This window comes from Haemophilus parainfluenzae T3T1 (assembly GCF_000210895.1).
Taxonomy (GTDB): domain Bacteria; phylum Pseudomonadota; class Gammaproteobacteria; order Enterobacterales; family Pasteurellaceae; genus Haemophilus_D; species Haemophilus_D parainfluenzae_A.
In genome coordinates this window covers 932,287-956,894 of the sequence record NC_015964.1, presented here as the reverse complement: position 1 = coordinate 956,894, position 24,608 = coordinate 932,287, and the positions used below count along the sequence as shown (strand labels likewise).

Annotated in this window: 24 protein-coding genes; 11 read left to right on the top strand and 13 right to left on the bottom strand. The window is 39.0% G+C overall.

Going from position 1 to position 24,608, the window contains the following annotated elements; genetic code table 11:
- Positions 1–116 precede the first annotated feature (116 nt).
- On the bottom strand, positions 117–1,100 hold the full coding sequence (epmA, locus tag PARA_RS04835) for an elongation factor P--(R)-beta-lysine ligase (RefSeq protein ID WP_014064791.1): 984 nt from the start codon (positions 1,098–1,100) through the stop codon (positions 117–119).
- 279 nt (positions 1,101–1,379) lie between these two features.
- Between epmA and frdA the strand changes: the two genes are divergently transcribed.
- The 5 genes from frdA to PARA_RS04810 all read left to right on the top strand — a co-directional run bounded on the left by frdA (position 1,380) and on the right by PARA_RS04810 (position 5,676).
- Positions 1,380–3,179 carry a fumarate reductase (quinol) flavoprotein subunit gene (gene frdA, locus PARA_RS04830; RefSeq protein WP_014064790.1) on the top strand — a complete coding sequence of 600 codons (1,800 nt, stop codon included), beginning with the start codon at positions 1,380–1,382 and terminating at the stop codon, positions 3,177–3,179.
- The gene (locus PARA_RS04825) at positions 3,172–3,942 is read left to right on the top strand and encodes a succinate dehydrogenase/fumarate reductase iron-sulfur subunit (RefSeq protein WP_005696861.1); all 771 of its coding nucleotides are present in this window, start codon (positions 3,172–3,174) and stop codon (positions 3,940–3,942) included. The genes frdA and PARA_RS04825 overlap by 8 nt, the downstream gene beginning before the upstream one ends.
- A gap of 10 nt (positions 3,943–3,952) precedes the next feature.
- On the top strand, positions 3,953–4,363 hold the full coding sequence (frdC, locus tag PARA_RS04820) for a fumarate reductase subunit FrdC (RefSeq protein WP_014064789.1): 411 nt from the start codon (positions 3,953–3,955) through the stop codon (positions 4,361–4,363).
- 11 nt (positions 4,364–4,374) lie between these two features.
- On the top strand, positions 4,375–4,719 hold the full coding sequence (frdD, locus tag PARA_RS04815) for a fumarate reductase subunit FrdD (protein WP_014064788.1): 345 nt from the start codon (positions 4,375–4,377) through the stop codon (positions 4,717–4,719).
- 117 nt (positions 4,720–4,836) lie between these two features.
- Positions 4,837–5,676, top strand: a complete 840-nt coding sequence (locus tag PARA_RS04810) for a MurR/RpiR family transcriptional regulator (protein ID WP_014064787.1) — start codon at positions 4,837–4,839, stop codon at positions 5,674–5,676.
- Between the two features lie 37 nt (positions 5,677–5,713).
- Here the strand turns inward: PARA_RS04810 and PARA_RS04805 are convergent, their stop codons facing one another.
- The gene (locus PARA_RS04805; protein WP_014064786.1) at positions 5,714–7,624 is read right to left on the bottom strand and encodes a bifunctional 5-dehydro-2-deoxygluconokinase/5-dehydro-2-deoxyphosphogluconate aldolase; all 1,911 of its coding nucleotides are present in this window, start codon (positions 7,622–7,624) and stop codon (positions 5,714–5,716) included.
- A 309-nt stretch (positions 7,625–7,933) separates the two neighbouring features.
- Here PARA_RS04805 and iolD point away from each other — a divergent pair, with 309 nt between their 5' ends.
- Genes iolD through iolG form a run of 3 tightly spaced genes read left to right on the top strand, consistent with a single transcriptional unit; the run spans position 7,934 to position 11,842 of the window.
- Positions 7,934–9,880, top strand: coding sequence for a 3D-(3,5/4)-trihydroxycyclohexane-1,2-dione acylhydrolase (decyclizing) (gene iolD / locus PARA_RS04800; protein ID WP_014064785.1), 1,947 nt, complete (start codon positions 7,934–7,936; stop codon positions 9,878–9,880).
- Positions 9,881–9,932: 52 nt separating this feature from the next.
- Positions 9,933–10,829, top strand: coding sequence for a myo-inosose-2 dehydratase (iolE, locus tag PARA_RS04795; protein WP_014064784.1), 897 nt, complete (start codon positions 9,933–9,935; stop codon positions 10,827–10,829).
- Positions 10,830–10,831: 2 nt separating this feature from the next.
- The gene (gene iolG / locus PARA_RS04790; RefSeq protein ID WP_014064783.1) at positions 10,832–11,842 is read left to right on the top strand and encodes an inositol 2-dehydrogenase; all 1,011 of its coding nucleotides are present in this window, start codon (positions 10,832–10,834) and stop codon (positions 11,840–11,842) included.
- Positions 11,843–12,136: 294 nt separating this feature from the next.
- Here iolG and PARA_RS04785 read toward each other — a convergent pair whose 3' ends face one another.
- From PARA_RS04785 to PARA_RS04760, 6 genes are all read right to left on the bottom strand, one after another.
- Complete coding sequence (locus PARA_RS04785; protein ID WP_014064782.1) at positions 12,137–13,090, bottom strand: ABC transporter permease; 954 nt, start codon at positions 13,088–13,090, stop codon at positions 12,137–12,139.
- Positions 13,091–13,145: 55 nt separating this feature from the next.
- On the bottom strand, positions 13,146–14,657 hold the full coding sequence (locus PARA_RS04780) for a sugar ABC transporter ATP-binding protein (protein WP_014064781.1): 1,512 nt from the start codon (positions 14,655–14,657) through the stop codon (positions 13,146–13,148).
- Between the two features lie 60 nt (positions 14,658–14,717).
- Positions 14,718–15,650: a sugar ABC transporter substrate-binding protein gene (locus PARA_RS04775; RefSeq protein WP_014064780.1), complete on the bottom strand. Its 933-nt coding sequence runs from the start codon at positions 15,648–15,650 to the stop codon at positions 14,718–14,720.
- Between the two features lie 78 nt (positions 15,651–15,728).
- Positions 15,729–16,667, bottom strand: a complete 939-nt coding sequence (locus PARA_RS04770; RefSeq protein ID WP_014064779.1) for a substrate-binding domain-containing protein — start codon at positions 16,665–16,667, stop codon at positions 15,729–15,731.
- 270 nt (positions 16,668–16,937) lie between these two features.
- On the bottom strand, positions 16,938–18,077 hold the full coding sequence (locus tag PARA_RS04765; protein ID WP_014064778.1) for a Gfo/Idh/MocA family protein: 1,140 nt from the start codon (positions 18,075–18,077) through the stop codon (positions 16,938–16,940).
- Between the two features lie 91 nt (positions 18,078–18,168).
- The gene (locus PARA_RS04760) at positions 18,169–19,677 is read right to left on the bottom strand and encodes a CoA-acylating methylmalonate-semialdehyde dehydrogenase (RefSeq protein ID WP_014064777.1); all 1,509 of its coding nucleotides are present in this window, start codon (positions 19,675–19,677) and stop codon (positions 18,169–18,171) included.
- A gap of 254 nt (positions 19,678–19,931) precedes the next feature.
- On the opposite strand from PARA_RS04760, the gene iolB reads away from it, so the two are divergent.
- A complete protein-coding gene (gene iolB, locus PARA_RS04755; protein WP_014064776.1) occupies positions 19,932–20,762 on the top strand; it encodes a 5-deoxy-glucuronate isomerase in 831 nt (276 codons plus the stop codon).
- Positions 20,763–20,866: 104 nt separating this feature from the next.
- Here the strand turns inward: iolB and rplI are convergent, their stop codons facing one another.
- From rplI to infA, 5 genes are all read right to left on the bottom strand, one after another.
- A complete protein-coding gene (gene rplI, locus PARA_RS04750; RefSeq protein ID WP_014064775.1) occupies positions 20,867–21,316 on the bottom strand; it encodes a 50S ribosomal protein L9 in 450 nt (149 codons plus the stop codon).
- Between the two features lie 14 nt (positions 21,317–21,330).
- Positions 21,331–21,561 carry a 30S ribosomal protein S18 gene (gene rpsR, locus PARA_RS04745; RefSeq protein WP_005696867.1) on the bottom strand — a complete coding sequence of 77 codons (231 nt, stop codon included), beginning with the start codon at positions 21,559–21,561 and terminating at the stop codon, positions 21,331–21,333.
- An 11-nt stretch (positions 21,562–21,572) separates the two neighbouring features.
- Positions 21,573–21,899, bottom strand: coding sequence for a primosomal replication protein N (gene priB, locus PARA_RS04740; protein ID WP_041918223.1), 327 nt, complete (start codon positions 21,897–21,899; stop codon positions 21,573–21,575).
- A complete protein-coding gene (gene rpsF, locus PARA_RS04735) occupies positions 21,886–22,263 on the bottom strand; it encodes a 30S ribosomal protein S6 (protein ID WP_005627620.1) in 378 nt (125 codons plus the stop codon). Before rpsF ends, priB begins: the two co-directional genes overlap by 14 nt.
- A 189-nt stretch (positions 22,264–22,452) precedes the next feature.
- Complete coding sequence (gene infA, locus PARA_RS04730; protein ID WP_005627617.1) at positions 22,453–22,671, bottom strand: translation initiation factor IF-1; 219 nt, start codon at positions 22,669–22,671, stop codon at positions 22,453–22,455.
- Positions 22,672–22,897: 226 nt separating this feature from the next.
- Here infA and rsmA point away from each other — a divergent pair, with 226 nt between their 5' ends.
- Both rsmA and apaH read left to right on the top strand, forming a co-directional pair.
- Complete coding sequence (gene rsmA, locus PARA_RS04725; protein WP_014064771.1) at positions 22,898–23,761, top strand: 16S rRNA (adenine(1518)-N(6)/adenine(1519)-N(6))-dimethyltransferase RsmA; 864 nt, start codon at positions 22,898–22,900, stop codon at positions 23,759–23,761.
- Between the two features lie 13 nt (positions 23,762–23,774).
- The gene (gene apaH / locus PARA_RS04720; RefSeq protein ID WP_014064770.1) at positions 23,775–24,602 is read left to right on the top strand and encodes a bis(5'-nucleosyl)-tetraphosphatase (symmetrical) ApaH; all 828 of its coding nucleotides are present in this window, start codon (positions 23,775–23,777) and stop codon (positions 24,600–24,602) included.
- The last annotated feature ends 6 nt before the right edge of the window (positions 24,603–24,608 follow it).

Below are 24,608 nucleotides of genomic sequence, written 5' to 3'. Positions count from 1 at the left end.
ATCTTACTAACAATTTTATGTAACTTTTTTACATAAATATTTATCTAAATCAAAAAAAGTGCGGTACAAATTGAAATCATTTTTAGGTAAGAGTGAGTAACGCACACTATATAAACTTAAGCACATTCCACCGAAAATGAAATCACTTCTTTAATACTTTCAGCGCCTAATGCAATCATAATTAGACGATCGACACCTAAAGCCACGCCTGATGTATTGGGGATTCCTGCTTGTAATGCCGCCAGTAAACGATGATCAATTTCACGTTGTGGCAAGCCAGCTTTTTCACGTAGGCGGTTGTCTTGCTCAAAGCGATGTTGCTGTTCACGCGCATCGGTGAGCTCATGGAAACCGTTGGCTAACTCTAAGCCTTTATAATAGAACTCAAAACGTTCTGCCACGCGGCTATCTTCTGGGCTAAGTTGTGCAAGCGCTGCTTGGGAAGAAGGGAAATGATAAACGGCAACAGGCGCTTCTTGTCCGATTTTAGGTTCTACCACTTCGCTGAATAAAAATTGTAGTAAAGTATCACGATCTTCATCTTCATCTGCCATAAAGTTGTGCTTACGCGCTGCCTCTACTAATTCTTGACGAGTCGCTGATAATGGATCTAATCCTACATATTCTTGGAAGACAAATTGATAACTTAAGGTTTCTGCAGGTTTGCAATCGAGGATCTGTTGTAATAAATCATCCACTTCATTCATTAGGCGGTACATATCAAAGTGCGGTCGATACCATTCAAGCATGGTAAATTCTGGATTATGGCGATTACCTGCTTCTTCATTACGAAACACTTTGCCAATTTGAAAAATCGGTCCACTTCCTGCCGCTAATAAACGTTTCATGTGATATTCCGGGCTGGTAGAAAGCCACAGCGTTTTCGACAACTCATCAAAAGGGGCAACAAATTCTGTATTAAAGGTGGAAAGGTGAAGATCCGTTACGCCAAATTCACTTAAAACGGGCGTTTCCACTTCTAGTAATCCACGTTCAGTAAAGAACTGGCGGATATCTGCAATGATTTTGGCACGCGCCAATAAGTTTTGAATTGATGCAGAAGGTTGCCATTCTGTTTTTTTATCGCTAAGTGCGGTCATTTTTTTCTCCGTTTTCACCTTTAAAATGAATAAGACTATTGTAAACAAGAGCGATTTTTAACTCAATAATCCGACTAAATCATTCTTAAACGAAAACGGTTATCATCTAAAAAATATAAAAAAAGTAACTTTTTTGAGTTAGATCACACTTTTGATATTTTATCCGTTTATTCCAGAAAAAAGGTTACTAATTTGTAAACAAAAATGGCAGAATGGCAATATATCCCCTATTTATTTAGGGCATTTTATTTTTTTACTTTCTATTGATTGGAGGATATCGTGCAAACGGTTAATGTCGATATTGCTATTGTTGGTGCCGGTGGCGGCGGTTTACGTGCAGCAATTGCAGCAGCAGAAGCAAACCCTAACTTAAAGATCGCATTAGTTTCTAAGGTTTATCCTATGCGTAGCCATACGGTTGCAGCAGAAGGTGGTGCGGCCGCAGTAATTAAAGAGGAAGATTCCTACGATAAACACTTCCACGATACCGTTGCCGGTGGTGACTGGTTATGTGAACAAGATGTGGTGGAATACTTCGTTGAACATTCTCCAGTGGAAATGACTCAGCTTGAACGTTGGGGCTGCCCTTGGAGCCGTAAAGCAGATGGTGATGTGAACGTGCGCCGTTTCGGTGGGATGAAAATCGAACGTACTTGGTTCGCGGCAGACAAAACCGGTTTCCACTTATTACATACTCTTTTCCAAACATCCATTCAATATCCACAAATTCAACGCTTTGACGAGCACTTCGTTTTAGACATCTTAGTTGATGATGGTCATGCTCGCGGTATGGTGGCGATGAATATGATGGAAGGTTCACTTGTTCAAATCAACGCAAATGCGGTTGTGATTGCAACGGGTGGTGGTTGTCGTGCATTTAAATTCAACACCAACGGCGGTATCGTAACTGGTGATGGTTTATCAATGGCATATCGTCACGGTGTCCCTCTTCGTGATATGGAATTCGTCCAATATCACCCAACCGGCTTACCAAACACCGGTATCTTAATGACTGAAGGTTGTCGTGGTGAAGGCGGTATCTTAGTGAATAAAAACGGCTACCGTTATTTACAAGATTATGGTCTAGGTCCTGAAACCCCAATCGGTAAACCTGAAAACAAATATATGGAACTTGGTCCGCGTGATAAAGTTTCACAAGCATTCTGGCAAGAATGGAGAAAAGGCAACACCTTAAAAACGGCAAAAGGTGTCGATGTGGTTCACCTTGACTTACGTCACTTAGGTGAAAAATATTTACATGAACGTCTTCCATTCATTTGTGAATTGGCAAGTGCTTATGAGGGTGTAAACCCAGTTAATGAACCAATCCCTGTTCGTCCAGTTGTTCACTACACTATGGGTGGTATCGAAGTGGATTACAACAGCGAAACTCGCATTAAAGGGTTATTTGCTGTGGGTGAATGTGCGTCTTCTGGTTTACACGGCGCAAACCGTTTAGGTTCTAACTCGCTTGCAGAATTAGTGGTTTTAGGCCGTGTTGCGGGTGAATATGCCGCACAACGTGCAGCAGAAGCGCAACCTGCAAATCGTGCAGCAGTTGATGCGCAAGCTCAAGATGTTGTGGCTCGCCTTGAAGCACTTTATAACCAAGAAGGTAATGAATCTTGGTCTGAAATCCGTGATGAAATGGGTACCGTAATGGAAGAAGGTTGTGGTATCTACCGTGACCAAGAAAGCATGCAAAAAGCAGTAGATAAAATTGCTGAGCTTAAAGAACGTTATAAACGTATCCGTGTAACAGACCGTTCAAGCGTATTCAATACCGATGTGCTTTACACAGTAGAATTAGGTTACATCCTTGATGTGGCACAATCTATTGCAAACTCTGCAATTGAACGTAAAGAGTCTCGTGGTGCACACCAACGCTTAGACTACACTGAACGTGATGATGTGAATTATTTAAAACACACCCTTGCTTACTACAATGGCGATGATGCACCGCGTATTGAATACAGTCCGGTGAAAATCACTAAATCTCAACCAGCAAAACGTGTTTATGGTGCTGAAGCAGAAGCGGCAGAAGCGGCTGCGAAAGCTAAGGAGCAAGCAAATGGCTAATTCACCGGTAATGACTGTTGAAGTATTACGCTACAACCCAGAAAACGATCAAGAGCCACATTTAAGCTCTTATCAAGTACCTTATGATAACCAAACCTCTCTTTTAGATGCGTTAGGTTATATTAAAGATAAACTTGAACCGTCTCTTTCTTATCGTTGGTCTTGCCGTATGGCGATCTGCGGTTCTTGTGGGATGATGGTCAATAACAAACCAAAATTGGCTTGTAAAACGTTCTTACGTGATTACAGCGGCCACATGCGTATTGAACCATTAGCAAACTTCCCTATTGAACGCGACTTAGTGGTGGATTTAAGCCACTTCATCGAAAGTTTAGAGGCAATTAAACCTTATATTATTGGTAACGAAGCGCCAGCATTAGATGGTAAACCACATCCATCGAAAGAATTGCAAGTAAGCCGTACTAAACAAACTCCGGCACAGCTTGAAAAATATCGTCAATTCTCAATGTGTATCAACTGTGGTTTATGCTATGCCGCTTGTCCGCAATTTGGTTTAAACCCTGAATTCTTAGGCCCAGCTGCAATTACAATGGCACACCGTTACAACCTTGATAACCGTGACCATGGTAAAGCACAACGTATGCCATTATTAAATGGTAAAAACGGTGTTTGGAGCTGTACTTTCGTCGGTTATTGTTCTGAAGTGTGTCCAAAACACGTGGATCCAGCTTCTGCAATTAACCAAGGCAAAGTGGAAAGTGCCAAAGATTATGTTATCTCAATGCTAAAACCAAAAGGCTAAGGGGAAGAATATGTCAGTAACAGTAAGTAAACGTAAAAAATATGTTCGCCCAATGACGGCTACTTGGTGGCAAAAATTGGATTTCTACAAAGCTTATATGGTGCGTGAAGCAACTTCTATCTTTGCCGTATGGTTCTGTATCGTATTGCTTTATGGTGTACTTTGCCTTGCAAGCAATCCTATACCAGGCTTAGGTATTGTTGATTTCATTGGCTTCTTAAGAAATCCAATTGTGGTGATCTTAAATATCATTACATTAATTGCGACTTTATATCACACTGCAACTTATTTCGTGATGACACCAAAAGTGATGAACATCATTGTTAAAAATGAACGTTTACCACATCACGTGTTAAGAAATGCACTTTGGGCAGTTACAGCGGTGATTAGTGTTATCGCATTAATTTTAGTTTATATGTAGGGAGAGAAAAAATGGTCGAACAAAATCCAAAACGCTCTGGTGAACCACCAGTATGGTTGATGTTTGGTGCTGGCGGGACTGTCAGTGCGATTTTCTTCCCTGTGGTAATCTTAATCCTTGGTTTATTGTTACCATTTGGATTAATTGATCCACATAACCTAATTACATTCGCTTATTCTTGGATCGGAAAATTAGTTATCTTAGTTTTAACAATTTTCCCAATGTGGTGTGGTTTACACCGTATCCACCACGCGATGCACGATCTTAAAATTCACGTGCCTGCAGGCGGATTTATCTTCTACGGTCTAGCAACCATTTACACTGTTTGGGTGTTATTTGCCGTATTAGGTTTGTAATTTAAAAGTACTAAAGTGAAGAAATAAAAGTGCGGTCATTTTTGACCGCACTTTTTTCTTGAATTTTTCGTTCATCTCTATAAGATCTGCGAACATTTATTCTAAAAATAACTTTATATGAAAGAAAAATCTCAATTAACCAATTTACAAACAGAAATACAAACTCGTTACGATAGTTTAAGTAAAAGACTTAAACAAGTTGCAAAATATATCTTAGATAATAGCGACAGTATTGTTTTTGATACCGTTGCCGTTATTGCAGAAAAAGCTGATGTTCCCCCTTCAACGCTTATTCGTTTTGCTTCTGAATTCGGTTTTTCCGGTTTTAACGAAATGAAACAAATCTTCCGTGAAAATCTTATGGAAAAAACCACTAATTACACGGAAAGACTTCAACTTTCACATAAAATTGCTAAATCAGAAGGTGAAGAATCACCAGAAGATATTTTGACTATTTTCTCACAAGCCAATAGCCAAGCGTTACATCAGTTAGCCGAACAAACCACAAATGAACAAATTAATGAAGCAGCCAAAATTCTCAAAGAGGCCAATAATATTTTTATCATTGGATTAAAGCGTTCTTTTAGTGCTGCCTGCTATTTAAACTATGCCTTACAACACTTAGATTGTCGTTCTTTTTTAATTAATGGATTAGGTGGAATGTTTGATGAACAGCTTAATCAAGTCAAAGAAGGAGACGTTGTTGTCGCAATTAGTTTCTCACCTTATGCAGCTGAAACGGTTAATATTAGTAAGGTTTGTGCTAAAAAAGGGGTTAAACAAATTTCTATTACAGATAGCCAAATTAGCCCATTACTCGCATTCAGTGATATTGCATTTGTTATCAAAGAAGCACAAGTACTCGGCTTCCGTTCTCAGTGTTCAACAATGACCTTAGTGCAAACACTTGCAATTGTATTAGGTTTAGAAAAAGAAAAAGATAAAAACACCAAATAATAAAAATGCCCCAAGATGGGGCATTTTACATTTACAATTATTGACGAGATTTCCAAAGCTTAATGAGTCTTCTGTATCTTTCGCTCACTTCAGCAATAAGCTCATCATCTGTTAATTTTCCACTTAACCACTCTCCTGATGGTTGCCCGAAAATTGTTCGTCCTACAGCAAAACCTTTGACTAAAGGTGCATTGGTTGATGCATCAAATACTGCTTTAAACTTATCTTCCGGTGCATCCAAACCTAAAATCAAGATTCCACGGCAATATGGATCATTTGCTTGAATGACTTCGCTAATATGCGCCCAAGCTTTTGCTGAAACACCTGGTAATTTCCACCAATCTGGTTTAATGCCTAAATGATAGAAATGCGTAATAATTTCAGCATAGTATGCTTCATTTTGTTCCATATCTAAAGGTAAAATCACTTCTAATAGCAATTCATGTCCTGTTCGACAGCAAGCTTGATACACTTGTTTTAATGTTGCATCTTGCTCTGTTTTCATTTCAATACTGTCTTTCGGATGGTAAAAGACCAAACATTTCACCACATGTTCTTGTGGCCAGCTTGCTAATTGACTACCTAAATCACCATATTCCAAACGTAATGGGCGAGAAGCAGGAAGTTCAATTGGACGGCCAATCCACCAATGTTTACCCGTAATTTCATTTAATGCAGCTTGCCCAAAAGTAGTATCAGCAAGAATTCCTGCTTGTCCATCATAAATCCCCTCTTCTTGTGCTGTTCTTTCTGCAGCTTGTAAGAGAAGTTGTTTCAATTTAGGAATTCGTTTGACATCTGCACCACATTTCTCAGCGAGATCAACTAACTGTTTGCGATGATCAAAAGCAAAGATACATAAATTATCCCATTTTGCTTTTCGGGTTGTCACTCGATGTAAATGATTTAATTGTGGATCTAAATCTGGACGAGGTACTGATTCTGCTCGAGCTAAGTAATTATCTAACTCGGCTTTTGTAGGCATTGCCGGAGCACAACCGTGGCGAGATACCACTAATGCACCACAAGCATTGGCATAACGACAAGATTGTTCCCAACCTTCATTATTAATGTAACCTCGAATGAGTCCTGACATGAATGCATCACCTGCTCCAAGTACGTTCAGTACTTCCACTCTCACACCATAAACATTTAACCCGCCATCCAAATCATCAGGGATATCCCCTTCAAATACTGAACAACCTAATGCGCCACGTTTACAAACCAAAACAGCATGGCTGAACTTACGCACATTTTTAAGTGCGGTTAATGTATCAGTTGAACCTCCAGCAATATGAAATTCTTCTTCGGTACCCACGAGTACATCAAAATGATGTAATACTTCTTGTAACGATTTTGTCACAGCTTCTGAATCAATAAAGCGAGTTTCACCATCACCAAGAGAAGTTAGTCCCCATAATACCGGGCGATAATCAATATCTAACAAGCGTTTCGTATTATTTCTACCAGCATACTCTAATGCGGTTAACACGGCTTCTCTGGTTTTCGGATGGGATAAATGAGTCCCTGTTATAGCTAATGCTTTAGCAGAGGCAATATAGCTTTCATCAAAGTCTTCTTTTGTAATAGCCATATCGGCACAATTTTCACGATAGAAAATTAATGGGAATGTGTCCTGATCTTTAATACCTAAAATGACAAGTCCGGTTAGGCGTTCTTTATCCGTAATAAGATGGCTGGTATCTACGCCAACACGCTGTAATTCTTCACGCAAGAAACGGCCCATATGCTCATCCCCAACACGTGCTAGCATTGAGGATTTCACACCTTGCACAGCAGTTCCATAGGCAACATTACCTGAAGATCCACCTAGATATTTGGAAAAAGAAGATGCATCTTCTAATCTTGCACCAATTTGTTGTGCATAAAGATCAACAGCTACGCGACCGAGACAAATGAGGTCTAGTGTTTTTTCTACCGTTTTCATAATGCCATTCCTTCTAATTAATAAAGTTGCTTCGCTAACACAAATTGAAACATATATTTCAAAAAAAGCAATAACGAAATTTCATTTTTTAGACATTAATCACAAAATCAATATCTAAAAACTGTTCTACTACATCTAAAACAATCCTGTTTACTACACTGTCTAACCTTCATTTATAAAATCGAATTCTCGTGCTAAAAAAAGTTTGATCTATGTCTCAAAAATGAAATTTTTATTTCAAAAATATTTAAAATTAGAAGAATGCTTATATACTAGCACTAATGCAAGTTACCCTAAAAGGAGATTACAATGAAAACTGTAAGACTAACTGTGGCACAAGCGCTAATAAAATTCCTTGATAATCAATATATTGAGTTTGACGGTAAAGTCACTAAATTTGTTGAAGGTATCTTTGGTATTTTTGGACATGGCAATGTATTAGGCATTGGTCAAGCATTAGAACAAGACAGCGGTAATCTCATCGTTCGTCAAGGGCGTAATGAACAAGGTATGGCCCATGTGGCCATTGGTTTTGCAAAGCAAAATCTACGTAAAAAAATTTATGCTTGCACCTCTTCTGTTGGGCCTGGTGCTGCTAATATGATTACAGCAGCAGCAACCGCAACAGCCAATCGTATCCCACTTCTTCTTTTACCGGGTGATGTGTTTGCAACCCGCCAACCAGACCCTGTTTTACAACAAATTGAGCAATTTCATGACTTAAGCATTAGCACAAATGATGCATTTAAAGCAGTAAGCAAATATTGGGACCGTGTTAGCCGTCCTGAGCAATTGATGACTGCCTGTATTAATGCCATGCGAGTATTAACTGACCCAGCAGATACCGGTGCAGTAACTCTTGCGTTACCTCAAGATGTTCAAGCTGAAGCCTATGATTTCCCTGAATATTTTCTACAAAAACGGGTTCACAGAATTGAAAGAACACTACCAACTGAGCCGATGTTGAAATCTGCTATTGAGCTTATTATGAGCTCGAAAAAACCATTAATTATTTGTGGTGGTGGTGTGCGTTATTCAGAAGCCGCAGAACAACTCAAGCACTTTGCAGAAACATTCCATATTCCTTTTGCAGAGACTCAAGCGGGTAAAAGTGCGGTTGTTTCTGAATATAGTTTTAACGTTGGCGGTGTAGGCGAAACAGGTTGTTTAGCCGCTAATCTCTTGGCAAAAGAGGCGGACCTCATTATCGGTATTGGTACTCGCTATACAGATTTCACTACTTCCTCTAAATGGATCTTCCAAAATCCAGAGGTGAAATTCCTAAATATTAACATTGCCCGTTTTGATGCTTATAAATTAGATGGTGTCCAAGTGGTGGCTGATGCTAAAGAAACCCTAGAAAAACTGACCGCACTTCTATCGCCAACAGGTTATCGCTATCGTGCGCAATGGGGCAATTCAATTAGTGAAGCTAAAGCGCAATTTAAACAGGAATTACAACGTATTTATCACGCGACTTACACTGAAAAAGATTTCATCCCAGAAGTGAATGATGCCTTAGATCGAGAAAAAGTTTATGAGGAATTTATTAAGCTCACTCAATCTTGCTTAACACAAAGCCGTGTTCTAGGCATTCTCAATGAGACCTTAGGTGAAAACGATATCATTGTAGGGGCGGCTGGTAGCTTACCTGGCGACTTACAAAGAGCGTGGCAATCTAAAGGCGAAAATACCTACCATTTAGAATATGGTTATTCTTGTATGGGCTATGAAGTCAATGCGGCTTTAGGAGCAAAATTAGCTCAACCAGAAAAAGAGGTTTATGCCTTATTAGGTGATGGTTCTTATATGATGCTTCATTCTGAACTTGTCACATCCGTACAAGAAAATAAAAAAATTAATGTCGTGTTATTCGACAATATGACTAACGGATGTATTAACAACTTACAAATCGGCAATGGTATGGATAGCTTTGCGACAGAATTCCGTTTCAGAAATCCACAAACCAACAAATTAGATGGTGGATTCGTACCTGTCGATTTTGCCATGAACGCAGCTTCTTACGGATGTAAGACCTACAAAGTTACAACAGAAGAAGAATTGTACGCCGCCTTAGCCGATGCTAAAAAACAAAATGTTTCCACCTTAATTGATATCAAAGTACTACCAAAAACCATGATCCATGGCTATGGTAGCTGGTGGCACGTCGGCGTAGCAGAGGTTTCTGAAAAAGAGACTATCCGTAAAGCTCATGAAAATAGTGTGAAACACATTAACGAAGCGAGACGCTATTAGTCAAAGACTTGATTTATCTCCAATTTAACCACTCTTTCGAGAAGGAAATACTATGAAAGCTGAAAACGTGAAATTAGGTATCGCGCCAATTGGTTGGACTAACGATGACATGCCTGATCTTGGCAAAGAAAATACCTTTGAACAATGTGTTAGTGAAATGGCGCTGGCCGGTTTTACTGGATGCGAGGTCGGAAATAAATATCCGCGCGATGTGGAAGTGCTAAAACACAAATTGAGTGTTCGTGGAATTCAAATTTGTAATGCTTGGTTTAGTACCTTTTTTGTAGATGGCAAAAAAGAAGAAACGATCAAAGAATTCATTAAACATCGAGATTTCCTTCATGCTATGGGAGCCAAGGTTATTGGCTGTTCTGAACAAAGCCGTAGTATCCAAGGCACAACAAAAGCTGTTTTTAAAGAAAAAACTGTTTTTACTGAAGAAGAATGGCAGCTCCTTGCTGAGGGCTATAATGAACTAGCCAAATTAGCCGCCGAAAAAGGCATGAAAGTATGCCTACATCATCACATGGGCACTGGTATTCAAACGCCAGCTGAAATTGATAAATATATGGCTGTCGTTAACGATGACGTGTATTTGTTATTTGATTCAGGTCATATCTATTATTCTGAAGGCTCACAAAAAGCGATGCTAGACGTATTAGAAAAATACATAGACCGAATTTGCCACGTGCATTTAAAAGATGTGCGTGATGAAGTCGTTGCTGAAGTAAAAGCAAATGATCTTAGCTTTTTAGAAGGTGTTCGCAAAGGCACATTCACCGTACCAGGTGATGGTGTAATCGATTTCAGACCAATTTTTGATATTCTTGAAAAACACAATTATAAAGGCTGGATGGTGGTTGAGGCAGAACAAGACCCAGCCATAGCCAACCCATTTGAATACGCCGTCAAAGGCCGTAAATACATTAAAGAAACAGCGGGGATCTAATTATGATTAAAGTAGGTATTATCGGCGCCGGTCGTATTGGTCGCGTACATTCTGAAAGTATTACAAAATATGTGAAAGGTGCTGAAATTAAAGCAATTTCTGACGTCAAAGTGACGGATGAGCTCAAACAATGGGCGAAAGGCATGGGCATTGCTCATGTTTATGAGGATTACAAACAAATTCTACAAGATCCTGAAATTGATGCTGTATTAGTCTGTTCATCTACCAATACCCATGCGCCTATTTCTATTGAAGCCGCTCGAGCAGGCAAACACATTTTCTGCGAAAAACCAGTTGATGCAGATGTCAATCGCATCAAAGAAGTGTTAGCAGAAGTAGAAAAAGCTGGCGTGAAATTCCAAGTTGGCTTTAATCGCCGCTTTGACCATAACTTCAAAGCGATTAAAACTCGTGTAGAAAATGGTGATATTGGTGAACCGCACTTAATTCGAGTGACCTCGCGTGACCCTGATGCACCACCAATTGAATATGTAAAAGTATCTGGTGGAATGTTCTTCGACATGACCATTCACGACTTCGACATGATTCGCTATTTATCTGGTAGTGAGGTTGTAGAAGTGTACGCAGCTGGTGGCGTACTAGTCAATCCAGAAATCGGTAAAGCTGGCGATATCGACACCGCTGTTATCACCTTAAAACTGGCTAACGGTGCTATTGGCGTGATCGATAATAGTCGAAAAGCTGTTTACGGTTACGATCAACGAGCAGAAGTATTCGGCTCAAAAGGGGCGGTGCAAACTCGCAATGATACCGATTCTACTGCGGTTTATTCCTGTGAAGCCGGTGTGATTGCCGAGAAACCTAAATACTTCTTCTTAGAACGTTATATGCAATCTTTTGCTGACGAAATGGCTTGTTTTGTTGATTCCGTAGTAAACGACAAACCGACTTTAGTGAATGGTAATGATGGATTACAACCGGTAATTATCGCTCTTGCGGCTAAACGTTCATTAGATGAAGGACGCCCAGTTAAATTAGCAGAAATTGCTTAGAACTAAACATATAAATATGGAAAGAGACCTAAAGAAATTTAGGTCTCTTTTCATATCCTAAAACGACAAAAAATGGTGGGAAACATTCCCTCATTTACCATAGAGATTTAGTTCTTAATAAGTCCACTTAGCATTTCAGATAATTACTACATCATTTCAAAAACGCCCTTTTTTTGACCGCACTTTTCTTAATAAAAACGCATACATGTATTCTCTTTATGCTTTAAATCTTAATGCCAATAAAAAAGGCTACCATAGGTAGCCTTTTCTGAAATCAATGGGTATTTGTCTCCATTACCCTTTTTTACGACGTTTTAAAGTATCAAGTAATACTGCGATTACAATAATCGCCCCTTTAACAATTTGCTGCCAGTATGGGTCCACACCTAACATATTTAAGCCTTTATTGGTGGTACCGATAATTAAAGCTCCAATCACACACATTGGAATAGTACCGAAGCCACCACTTAAAGAAACTCCACCAATAACGGCTGCCGCGATAGCATCAAGCTCCCAAGCTAAACCGTAAGATGGGTTACCCGCATAGGTTCGTGATGCGAGTAAAGCGCCTGCTAATCCAGATAATGCTCCACCTAGAACATAAACCCAAATTAATGTTCTATTTGTGTTAATACCACAAATTTTAGCTGCATTCAGATTTCCACCTACTGCATAAACATGACGACCAAAAGTTGAACGGCTAAGTAAAATATGAGAAGCAATCACAATTAAGATATACAACAAAACCAGCCCTGGAAGTCCAAAAATATTCACATCAGCAATCCAGGTAAATGCTTCTGAAGACGCATCAATTGGGCGACCATCAGAATAAAGCTGTGCAGCACCACGTGCAATAATCATCATACCTAAAGTTGAGATAAACGGCGGAATGCCACCAAGCGCGGTAAATCCACCATTAAACAATCCCAATAAAGCACCAATTAAAATTGAGGCAGCAAAAGCCAGCAGCGCAGATGATACGCTATCACCACCAGTCACAATTGAAGCTGAAACGACTGCTGTAAGTGCCACCACTGAGCCAGATGATAGATCGATACCCGTTGTGATAATGATGAAGGTTACACCAATTGCAATAATACCAAACATGGATACTTGTTCGATAATACTCCATACTGTTCTAGCTGAAAAAAAACCGTCTATTGAAACAGACAATGCCAAAAAGAGAAGAATTAAAATTAAGACCATTCCATACGCATTAATTATTTTCTTCAGTGTCACGTTTTCCATAATAAACCTCTCACTTTTTTAATCTTAATAAATAAACCATTCTAATTAATAGACACTAACCCGAAGCCAATTCAAGTACTCGCTCTTGAGTCAATTCTGTATGTGGAATGATGCCAACTTGATGCCCTTCATGCATAACCATAACGCGATCACTCATTGATAAAAGCTCCAACATATCTGACGTAATCATAATGATCGTTTTACCTTGTTTTGATAACTCAACCATCAATTTATAGAGCTCAGCTTTAGCCCCGACGTCAATCCCTTTTGTTGGTTCATCTAAAATCAAAATTTCAGGCTCTAGTAATAACCAACGAGCAAGCAATACTTTTTGTTGGTTACCGCCAGACAGATTATTCGTAATCACATCCACATTTGGCGCTTTTATTTTGAGTTTTGTTTTTTGTTCATTTGCCGTTTTTTGTGCTCTTGCAACAGATACAAGGAAATTCTCTAAATAAGGCGACATTTCCGGCATGATCATATTGTCTGTAATGCTCAGATTTAGGAACAAGCCTGTCAATTTTCTGTCTTCAGTTACAAAGCCAATTTTATGCTTCATGGCATCTAGCGGATTATTAATAATCGCTTTTTCGCCTTTAATATAAATCTCACCACTATCCGCAGGTTTATAACCAAATAAGCCTTCTACAATTTCCGAACGACCTGCACCAACTAATCCAGCAATACCAAAGATCTCACCTTTACGTACAGCAAAATTAATATCTTGATATTTTCCTTCTCGGGTAAAATGTTTAATTTCTAAAACAATCTCATCAGATAATTCAAAACGCTCACGTTGGAACATTTCTGACATATCACGGCCAACCATCATGGAAATGAGTTGTTCTTTGGTCACTTCTTTTGTTGGCTTCGTATCCACATATTGACCATCGCGAATTACCGTGATCTCATCAGATACTCTAAAGACCTCATCTAATTTGTGAGAGATGAAGATAATCGCAATACCTCTCGCTTTGACCGTTTCAATAATGCGATAAAGTTGATCTACTTCATTTTCAGTTAATGCCGTTGTTGGCTCATCCATAATGATCACTTTCGCATCATTAGAAACGGCAGTCGCAATCGCAACCAACTGAGCTTTTGCTACCGATACATCTGACATTTTTTCTGTCACGTCCATCGGCACACCAAGCTCTTTTAGAATCGCGGAGGCTTGCTCATTCATTGCTTTTTGATTAAGGAAAAATTTACCTTTCGTTATTTCCCGACCTAAATAAAAATTATCCGCAATCGTCAAATTAGCAGCAGGAGAAATTTCCTGAGGCACCATAGTTAGACCACGACGAATTGCATCAATAGGACGCCCCGGTTTAAAAGGTTTATCATCTAGAATAAGTTCTCCACCTTCATCAGGAATATAAATTCCATATAGAATTTTCATCAATGTGGATTTACCTGCTCCATTTTCCCCCATCAGAGCGTGAACACTTCCACGCTTGACTCGGAGATTGATCCGATCTAATGCCTTAACCCCAGGAAATGTTTTCGATACATTTCTCATTTCTAAAATATAGGGAGAATTTGAGCTATTACTATTAGTCATGTTTAACTCCTTGACTCGATAAAAATAAATACGGAAATAACGTTATAAAGTGCGGTCAATTTACTCCTTATATTTGTTGATATATTGTTCCTTCATTTCTGGGGTAACCAATTCAAAAGGAATCCAATTATATTTGGGAATCTCTTCACCAAGCGCAGCCTTATAGGCCATTTCTGCACTCAATCGTCCTTGTCCTGATGCAGATTGATAAACGGTCGCATCCAAGCCATTACCTAAATAAGCTAAAGCGTCTGGTGTAGCATCAATTCCTACAATGAGCATGTCTTCATCTTTGAAGCCAAGTTTCTTCGCAGCCAATAAAGCCCCGATCGCCATTTCATCATTATTACTCAGAATTACATTTGCATCTCGGTGAGCTGAAAGCAGATTTTCTGCGACTTCCATCCCTTTAGCTCTATCCCATTTTGCCTCTTGTTCTGCGACCACTTTAATTTCAGGATGCTGTGCAAAGATCTTTTTATTACCCTCTGTTCGTTTAATTTGAGCTTCTAAACCCAATGGTCCAAGTAAAATAATGGCTTTAGCTGGTTTACCATTCAATGAATTAACAATAAATTCTCCCTGCATTTCACCACTTTTAATTTCTTCAGAACCAACGTAGCTCGCTACATATTGCATGTCTTCTTCATTCGGTTTCACTGTCACCACAATTAAAGGAATCTTCGCTTTTCTTGCTTTTAATCCAATGGCTTTTACGATCTTTTGATCTGTTGGCATAATGATCAAAGCATCGACCTTTGAATCAATAAAATTTTCCACATCATTTAACATCTTGGCGGGATCGCCATTCGCATCGGCATATTTAAATTTAAGATTAGATTGGGAGGCGACAAACTTATCCATGGAATCCTGCAAATAAGTGGGATATTTATCTGCAAGGCTATACATTGAAACGCCAACTACTATCGACTTGGCTAAAATAACTGGGGCAAAAAAGAGACTAATAACTAAAATGCATACCTTTTTTAACATTGTTCATCCCTCCATTAATAAATCTCTTTAGCTTTAACCGGAAGGGTTGTCACCCTTCCGTTATTTAGATGAGAAAATCTATTTTTTATATCTCGCTTGATATTCCTCTTTTTTATCTGGTGTAACGAGTTCAAAAGGTACCCATTTCACAGCTGGAACTTTTTCACCTTTTGCAGCAAGATAGGCCATTTCAGCCCCCGCAGAACCTTGTCCTACAGCTGATTGGAACACTGTTGCATCTAATCCTTTACCTAAATAATCTAATGCATCAGGTGTTGCATCAAGACCAACAATAATTAAATCTTCATCTTTAAGACCTAATTTTCTGCCAGCTAATACCGCCCCAATCGCCATTTCATCATTATTACTAACAACAACATTTAAGTTTTTATTTGCCGCAAGTAAGTTTTCTGCAATTTCTAGGCCTTTAGCTCTATCCCATTTACCTTCTTGTTCAGTAAAAATTTTAATATTTTTATGCTGACCAAAAATTTCCTTATTGCCTTGTGTACGCTTAATTTGAGCATCTTGACCTAAAGGTCCCATCAAGATTGCAGCTTCAGCAGGGTTACCTTTTAAGGTATCAACAATAAAGTTAGCTTGAATACGTCCACCTTCGATTTCATCCGATCCTACATAACTGGTAACGTACTGCATATCTTCATCTAATGGTTTACGATTGATAATAATGAGAGGGATACCGGCTCGTTTAGCTTTTTTGCCAATAACCTTAACAATATTTGGATCTGTTGGAACAACAAGTAATGCATCAACTTTTTGATCGATAAATGTTTCTGCATCATTTAATAAACGAGCGGGATCACCATTCGCATCTGCGAGTTTAATTTCCACATCATCATGAGCTTTATCAAACTCACGAATGGCATCTTGAAGATAGGTTTGCCATTTATCAGAAAAGGCAACCATTGGTGCACCAATCACAACATTTTTAGCGATAACAGCTTGAGACGTTAATAAAACTCCACCGCAAAGTAACGCAAGCAATGTTTTTTTCATAATGCTACTCCCTTTATTAGTTAAACGAATAACAAAGATTGAAATACAGCTATACTCTCACAGCATGCGAATATAAATTTCATCGAGGTACAAATTGGAATAAATCATCCAACACTATCTATATCATTAAAAGAAGATTTTCTGCAACTGTCATTTTTTGAAAGTGTGAAGTAGATCTTACTTTTTAGTCGAAAATATTTACTATTCGCAAAATCTTCCGATTAATAATAAAAAAATAAGGGGCACTATAATTGAATGCCCCTCATCGAATTACGCTATTTCTTCCACATTAACCCAACGTTTTTGGTGATACGATAATGCTATTGCATCTAACACGCGAGACACCTTATATCCTTCTTCAAAATCAGGATATAAAACACCTTCAGGTGAAGCTAAACCATTTACTAAATCTCTGATCTCCACCGTTTTCTGATCGTTAAAACCAATACCATGACCTGCGCTCACACAAAAATTCCTGTAATCCGGATGCAATGGTCCAGTAAGGATTGTTTTAAATCCTTGTCTTGCCGGATCTTCATCATGTAAATAAAGCTTTAATTCAGCCATTCTTTCTTGAGTATAAGAAATACTACCTTTTGTCCCCGTAATGACATAACTCAGTCCCATTTTTCGTCCACAAGCAATTCGAGATGTTTCAATCGTGCCCATGCATCCATTATCAAATCGAACCAATGCTGTCGCCTGATCTTCATTCTCAACATCTAAACGCTCTTGTAAATTATGAGGGTTTGGGCGATTTTTAATTACTGTTTGCATATCTCCTATAACCGCCCGAATATCCTGCCCTAATAAATACTGAGACATCTGTACAATATGAGCGGCTAAATCTCCTAATGCACCTAATCCTGCTTTTTCTTTCACGCAGTGCCAATCCAATGGTGTATTTTCGTTAGCAAGGTAATCTTCATTATGAGTACCATAAAAATGTACTACTTCTCCAATTTCACCATTAGCAATAATTTCTCTGGCTAATTGAGTAGTTGGATTTTTTATATAATTAAACCCAACCAAGGTCTTAACATTTGCTTTCTTTGCCGCTTCATACATTAATTTTGCATCTTCTGCTGTGAGCGCTAGCGGCTTTTCAGAGTAAACATGTTTACCATTAGCAATAGCCGCTAATGCAATTTCTTTATGGAGAAAGTTTGGAGTGCAAATATCTACTACATCCACATTTGGATCTTGCACAATATCCTTCCAATCCCCTGTAAAACGTTTAAAACCGAATTCTTTTGCCTTTTCCTCGGCTAATTCTGGCGTAATCTCGGCTAAATATTCCAGAACCAATTCAGCATCAAGTGGAAATACTGTTGGCGCCTGAGCATAAGCAATGGCATGGCAACGACCGATATATCCAGTACCTATCAAACCAATACGAACTTGTTTCATATGATATCCTTACTATTTATTGCATAGAACAAGAGGAGATAACATCCTCAACGCAATTATCTCCTCTTTATGATTTAAAAAATTATGTTAATTACAGTGTCGGCATACTAAATGCAGCGTTTTCAATTACATATTTATTTGGCCAACGTGTTGTCGTTGTTTTCATCTTCGTATAAAAACGAACACCATCCGGACCATAAACGTTCAAGGTACTGTAAGATGAATGCTTCCAACCACCGAAACAATGGAATGACATCGGTACAGGAATCGGCACATTAATGCCCACCATTCCCGCCTGAACATGATATGCAAACTCACGAGCAGCACCACCATCAGAGGTAAAGATAGCGGTACCATTTCCATAAGGGTGTTCATTAATTAACTTCATTGCTTCTTCAAAGCTTTTTGCTCTGACAATACCTAATACAGGTCCAAAGATCTCTTCTTTATAAATCACCATATCGGAAGTGACATTATCGAACAAGGAACCCCCGATAAAGAAACCATTCTCATGACCAACTGGCTTTTTACCTCGACCATCAACAAGAAGTGTTGCACCTTCTTCCACACCAGTTGTAATATAATTTGTCACATTGTTGAGATGTTGCTGAGTAATTAATGGACCAAAATCCATTTCTTTTTCACCATCTTTTGGAATACCTGGACCATAACGAAGTGCTTCTACTTTTGGTTTTAAAGCTGCCACTAATTTATCTGCAGTTTCATCATCAATCGTAACCGCCAATGCCAATGCCATACAACGTTCTCCCGCCGCACCAAATGCGGCACCTAATAAAGCATTTGCAGTAGATTCAATATCTGCGTCTGGCATAATTAATGCATGGTTTTTCGCTGCACCAAAAGTTTGTACACGCTTGCCAAATTCTGAACCAACTTTATATACATGCGCTGCCGCTGGTGTAGAACCCACAAAACTCACCGCATGAACACGCGGATCTCGCAATAAAATTTCATTATCGTGACGATCACCATGCACCACATTAAATACGCCATCTGGTAAACCTGCTTCTTTTAACAGTTCAGCTAAACGAATAGATAAGGAAGGATCTGCTTTAGCTGGTTTTAAAATGAAGGTATTGCCGCAAGCTAATGCAATTGGGAACATCCACATTGGCACCATTGCAGGGAAGTTAAATGGCGTAATACCAACTGTTACCCCTAGTGGTTGCAAAGATGAATGAATATCGATGCCACGTCCTGCTTGCTCTGAAAATTCACCTTTTAATAAATGAGGAATACCGCATGAGAATTCAACAACTTCCAAACCACGAGTCAATTCACCACAAGCATCAGAATAAACTTTACCATGCTCCTCTACGATTAAACGAGCTAATGAATCCCAATCTCTTTCCAACAGTTCTTTAAACTTAAACATAATCCGGGCACGACGTAGCGGAGAGGTTGCTGACCAATCAGCAAAAGCTTTATGTGCTACTTCGATAGCTTCATTTACATCATCCGGAGTACTCATAATCACTTGGCGAATTTGCTCACCTGTTGCAGGATTATAAATTGGATGCGCTTTTGTCCCTCTGCTTGGCACTTGTTTACCATTAATAAAGTTATAAACAGTTTCCATTTTGAACTCCTTCATACAGTTTCAGAAATTAAGATGCGACAAATGAATAACAACTTGCATAAAAAACAATACTCATTCTTTAAATCTAGTATAGAGTAGGCAAATAATTTGAACTTTTCAATCCACTTTATGGGGTATTGGATATTTTATTTCATTTATGTGATCTATGTCTGATTTTTTAGAAATCTCGCTAGATTAATTTAGTGAACAGAGTATTATCTTAAGAAGTTATTCGGCTATTTTAGGAGCATGAAATGAGTTATTTACTATCCAAATCACGAAAAGATCATCCTGAAAAGAATGGTGAAGTACAAAAAATCACCCCAAAAACAGCAAATTGGGAGTACGTTGGTTTTGAAATGTACCATCTACAAGAAGAGCAAGAACTAACTTTTGATACTGAAAATACTGAAACTTGTTTTGTTCTCGTTGCTGGTAAGGCTACTATTGTTACATCCCAAGCCACTTTCGAGCATATTGGTAATCGAGCCTCCCCATTTGAGCGCATTCCGCCTTATTCTGTCTATGTTCCACACCAACAAAAAGTACAAATCAAAGCTGAAAGTTATCTAGAATTAGCTGTCTGTAGAGCACCAAGTCAAGGTAATTTACCAATTCGCTTAATTAAACCTGAGGATGTTGGTGTAGAAAAACGCGGATATGGAAATAATAAGCGCTTAGTACATAATATTCTCCCTGAAACTGAAACCGCTGATGCCTTATTGGTTGTTGAAGTATTTACAGATGAAGGTAATACGAGTTCTTTCCCTAGCCATAAACACGACGATAAAAACTCTCCGACTGAAACCTATTTGGAAGAAACCTACTATCATCGTTTCTCACCATCACAGGGTTTTGCATTACAACGAGTTTATACCGATGATCGTTCACTAGATGAATGTATGGCGGTGTATGATGGGGATGTTGTTCAAGTACCAAAAGGATACCATCCAGTCGCAACTATTGCAGGTTATGACAATTATTATTTAAATGTTATGGCTGGTCCTGTAAGAAAATGGCGGTTTACTTGGGAACAAGATCATTCTTGGATTAATAGTGAAAAATATGCAGATAAATTTAAATAGCTTGAGATATTATCTTTGAGTAAAAAAATATTTTTCTAAATCTGTATAAACAAAAAACCCGACATTACGTCGGGTTTTCTTTTTTTTATCAAAAACTTTGATAATTATTCTGCAACAACGATAACATCTAATGTTGCAAATACTTCGCCGTGAAGTTGGAAACGAACATCGTGATCACCAAGAGTACGGATTGGACCGTTTGGTAAACGAACTTCGCTTTTCGCAATTTCAACGCCTGCTGCAGTTACTGCTTCTGCTACATCACGAGTAGTGATTGCGCCGAATAAACGACCTTCATCACCTGCTTTAGATGCGATAGTTACAGAACCTAACGCAGTCACTTGTGCTGCACGAGCTTGAGCTGCTGCTAAACTTGCTGCTGCCGCTGCTTCTAACTCTGCACGACGTGCTTCAAAGTGTTCAATGTTAGCTTTAGTTGCCATAACTGCTTTACCTTGTGGGATTAAGAAGTTACGAGCGAAACCAGATTTAACATTAACTTGATCACCTACGTTACCTAGGTGAACGATTTTATCTAAAAGAATTACTTGCATTTCCTAACTCCTTCTTAATTGTGATGAGAATCAGAGTAAGGTAATAACGCTAAATAACGAGCGCGTTTGATTGCGCGTGCTAATTGGCGTTGGTACTTCGCACGAGTACCGGTAATGCGGCTTGGTACAATTTTGCCGCTTTCAGAAATGTAGTTCTTTAATGTAGCGATATCTTTGTAATCGATTTCAACAACATTTTCCGCTGTGAAACGGCAGAACTTACGACGACGGAAATAACGTGCCATTTGGCTGTCTCCTAATCTATAAATTCGATTTGCTCGGCATGCAATACTAACTGTGTTAAACCATTTGAGGTTTTATGTGAAGTAATAAACCCCACCACAAGAAGTTTACTGCCGACCGTAATGCTTTGAGTTTTTTCTATTAACTGATTGCCACTGACGTGAACTGGCATCTTTAACCACGCTTGGCGTGATAAACCACTTTCGACTTGTTCAGAACGATGTTCCAACCAAAATTGGCAATGCGCAATCCCGTTAGGGCTTTTGCTTCGCTTGGGTAATTGACACACTGTGCCGATTAACGAGAAGCGATTATCAAGTTTTGAATTACTCTTCAGCATCCTCAAAATCGTTGTTTTCAACTTCAGCTAAAGGTTTACGTTCTTCTTTAGCCGCTTTCATTGGGGACGCTTCGGTTACGGCGTGCTTAGTATGGATAACAAGACTGCGTAATACAGCATCGTTATAACGGAAAGTCGTTTCTAGCTCGTCGATGACTTGTTGAGGCGCTTCTACATTCATAAGCACATAGTGTGCTTTGTGTAATTTGTTAATTGGGTACGCTAATTGACGACGACCCCAATCTTCTAGGCGATGAACTTGACCACCAGCTTCTTTAACAGAACCTGTGTAACGTTCGATCATACCTGGTACTTGCTCGCTTTGGTCCGGATGAACCATAAACACGATTTCGTAGTGACGCATTACTGCTCCTTACGGGTTAATCAGCCTTTGACGTAGATTAGCCACCAATCTGCAAAGGCAAGGAACGAAAAAATGAACGTGGCTAAGGGCGCTGATTATACAGATTTTTTTCTAGACTTCAAATAATTTGTATGCTTTTCAAACAAAAAAAGCCGATATCAACATATCGGCTTTTCTTTTATTTCTAAATTAACGGCTACGGAAAATGATACGACCTTTGCTCAAGTCATAAGGTGTCATTTCTACTGTTACTTTATCGCCCGTTAAGATACGAATATAGTTTTTACGCATTTTGCCAGAAATATGTGCAGTCACCACGTGACCATTTTCTAACTCAACGCGGAACATGGTATTTGGTAAGGTTTCCAAAATTGTGCCTTGCATTTCAATGCAATCTTCTTTTGCCATTTTATCCTCTAAAATTATGATTTTTTTGACCGCACTTTTTGCGGGTTATAAATGAAAAACGGGCGGATTATAGCGGTTTTTGGCGTTAGACGAAAGATTAAAATAAAATTGAACAGAAAAAAATCACTTTTTTTACCAATTTGTACGTTGTATCAAGACTTAGGAATGATTTACAAAAGAAATACAGGCTCTATAATAACCGCACTTTTCTTATTAAATAGCACTTATGAATTCAAAAAAACACTTAGGCCATACAGCGCGTAAACGCTTTGGTCAAAACTTTTTACATGATACTTCTGTGATTCAAGGTATCGTGGCCGCGATTTACCCACAACCCAATCAATTCTTAGTGGAAATTGGTCCGGGACTTGGTGCATTAACAGAGCCGGTTGGTGAACTTGTCGATCATCTGACTGTGGTAGAGCTTGACCGAGACCTTGCAGAACGTTTACGTCATCATCCATTCTTACATCAAAAGCTCACCGTTATTGAAACGGATGCAATGCAATTTGATTTTGGTGAGCTTTATACAAAAGAAAATTTAGCAGAAAAAGGGCAGAAATTACGTGTATTTGGTAACTTGCCTTATAACATTTCTACCCCATTGATGTTCCACTTGTTTAAGTATCATGATGTGATTCAAGATATGCACTTCATGCTGCAAAAAGAAGTGGTGAAACGCTTATGCGCAGGACCAAATAGCAAAGCTTACGGCCGATTAACCATTATGGCGCAATACTTCTGCCAAGTGATGCCTGTACTTGAAGTGCCACCTTCCGCATTCAAACCTGCACCTAAAGTGGATTCAGCGGTTGTGCGTTTAATTCCGCATAAAGAATTGCCGCACCCTGTAAAAGATTTATATTGGTTGAACCGTGTTTGCTCCCAAGCGTTCAATCAACGTCGAAAAACATTACGCAATGCACTTTCAACACTATTTTCACCTGAAAATCTGACCGCACTTGGTATTGGTTTAAATGCACGTGCAGAAAATTTGGCTATCGCAGATTATGCGCGCTTAGCAAACTGGTTGACGGATAATCCTCCAGCTGATATTAATAAAGATGAAATCTTAGATTCAGAAGAGTAAAGAGCGGTCAAAAATGGCAACCTATTTCGTCGGTGACTTGCAAGGCTGTTATGATGAATTACAGCTTTTATTAGAGCGTGTAGATTTCAATCCTACGCAAGATAAACTTTATCTTGTGGGGGATCTTGTCGCGCGAGGAGATAAATCACTTGAATGTCTTCGTTTCGTAAAATCACTTGGTAATGCAGCGCAAACCGTGCTAGGAAATCACGATTTACACTTAATTGCGACCGCACTGGGTATAAAAAAAGTAAAACCGCGTGATCGTGTCGATGCCATTTTTAATGCACCCGATTTTGATGAGCTGATTCATTGGTTACGCCATCAGCCCTTACTTGTTCATAATGAAGAATTAAACTTCCTGATGGCGCATGCAGGCATTTCGCCTGATTGGAATTTGGAAACCGCAAAATCTTGTGCAGCTGAAGTTGAACAGATTTTACAAAACGGGGATTTTCATTATCTTATTGAAAATATGTATTCTGAACAGCCTGATCGCTGGTCGCCGGATTTGCAGGGCTTAGAACGCCATCGTTACATTATTAATGCTTTCACTCGAATGCGTTTTTGCTATTTGGATCATCGCTTTGATTTTGCCTGTAAATCCCCTTTAAAAGATGCGCCAGCTGAGCTCACGCCTTGGTTTAATTTAGATAACCCACTTTATAAACAAATTCCCATTGTCTTTGGGCATTGGGCAAGTTTAGTCGATGAGCCAACTCCAAAAGGTATTTATGCCTTGGATACAGGATGTGTGTGGAATAATCGAATGACCCTATTGCGTTGGGAAGACAAACAGTTCTTCACTCAAAGTGCGGTCAAAAATTACAGTGATTTTTAAGGAAAC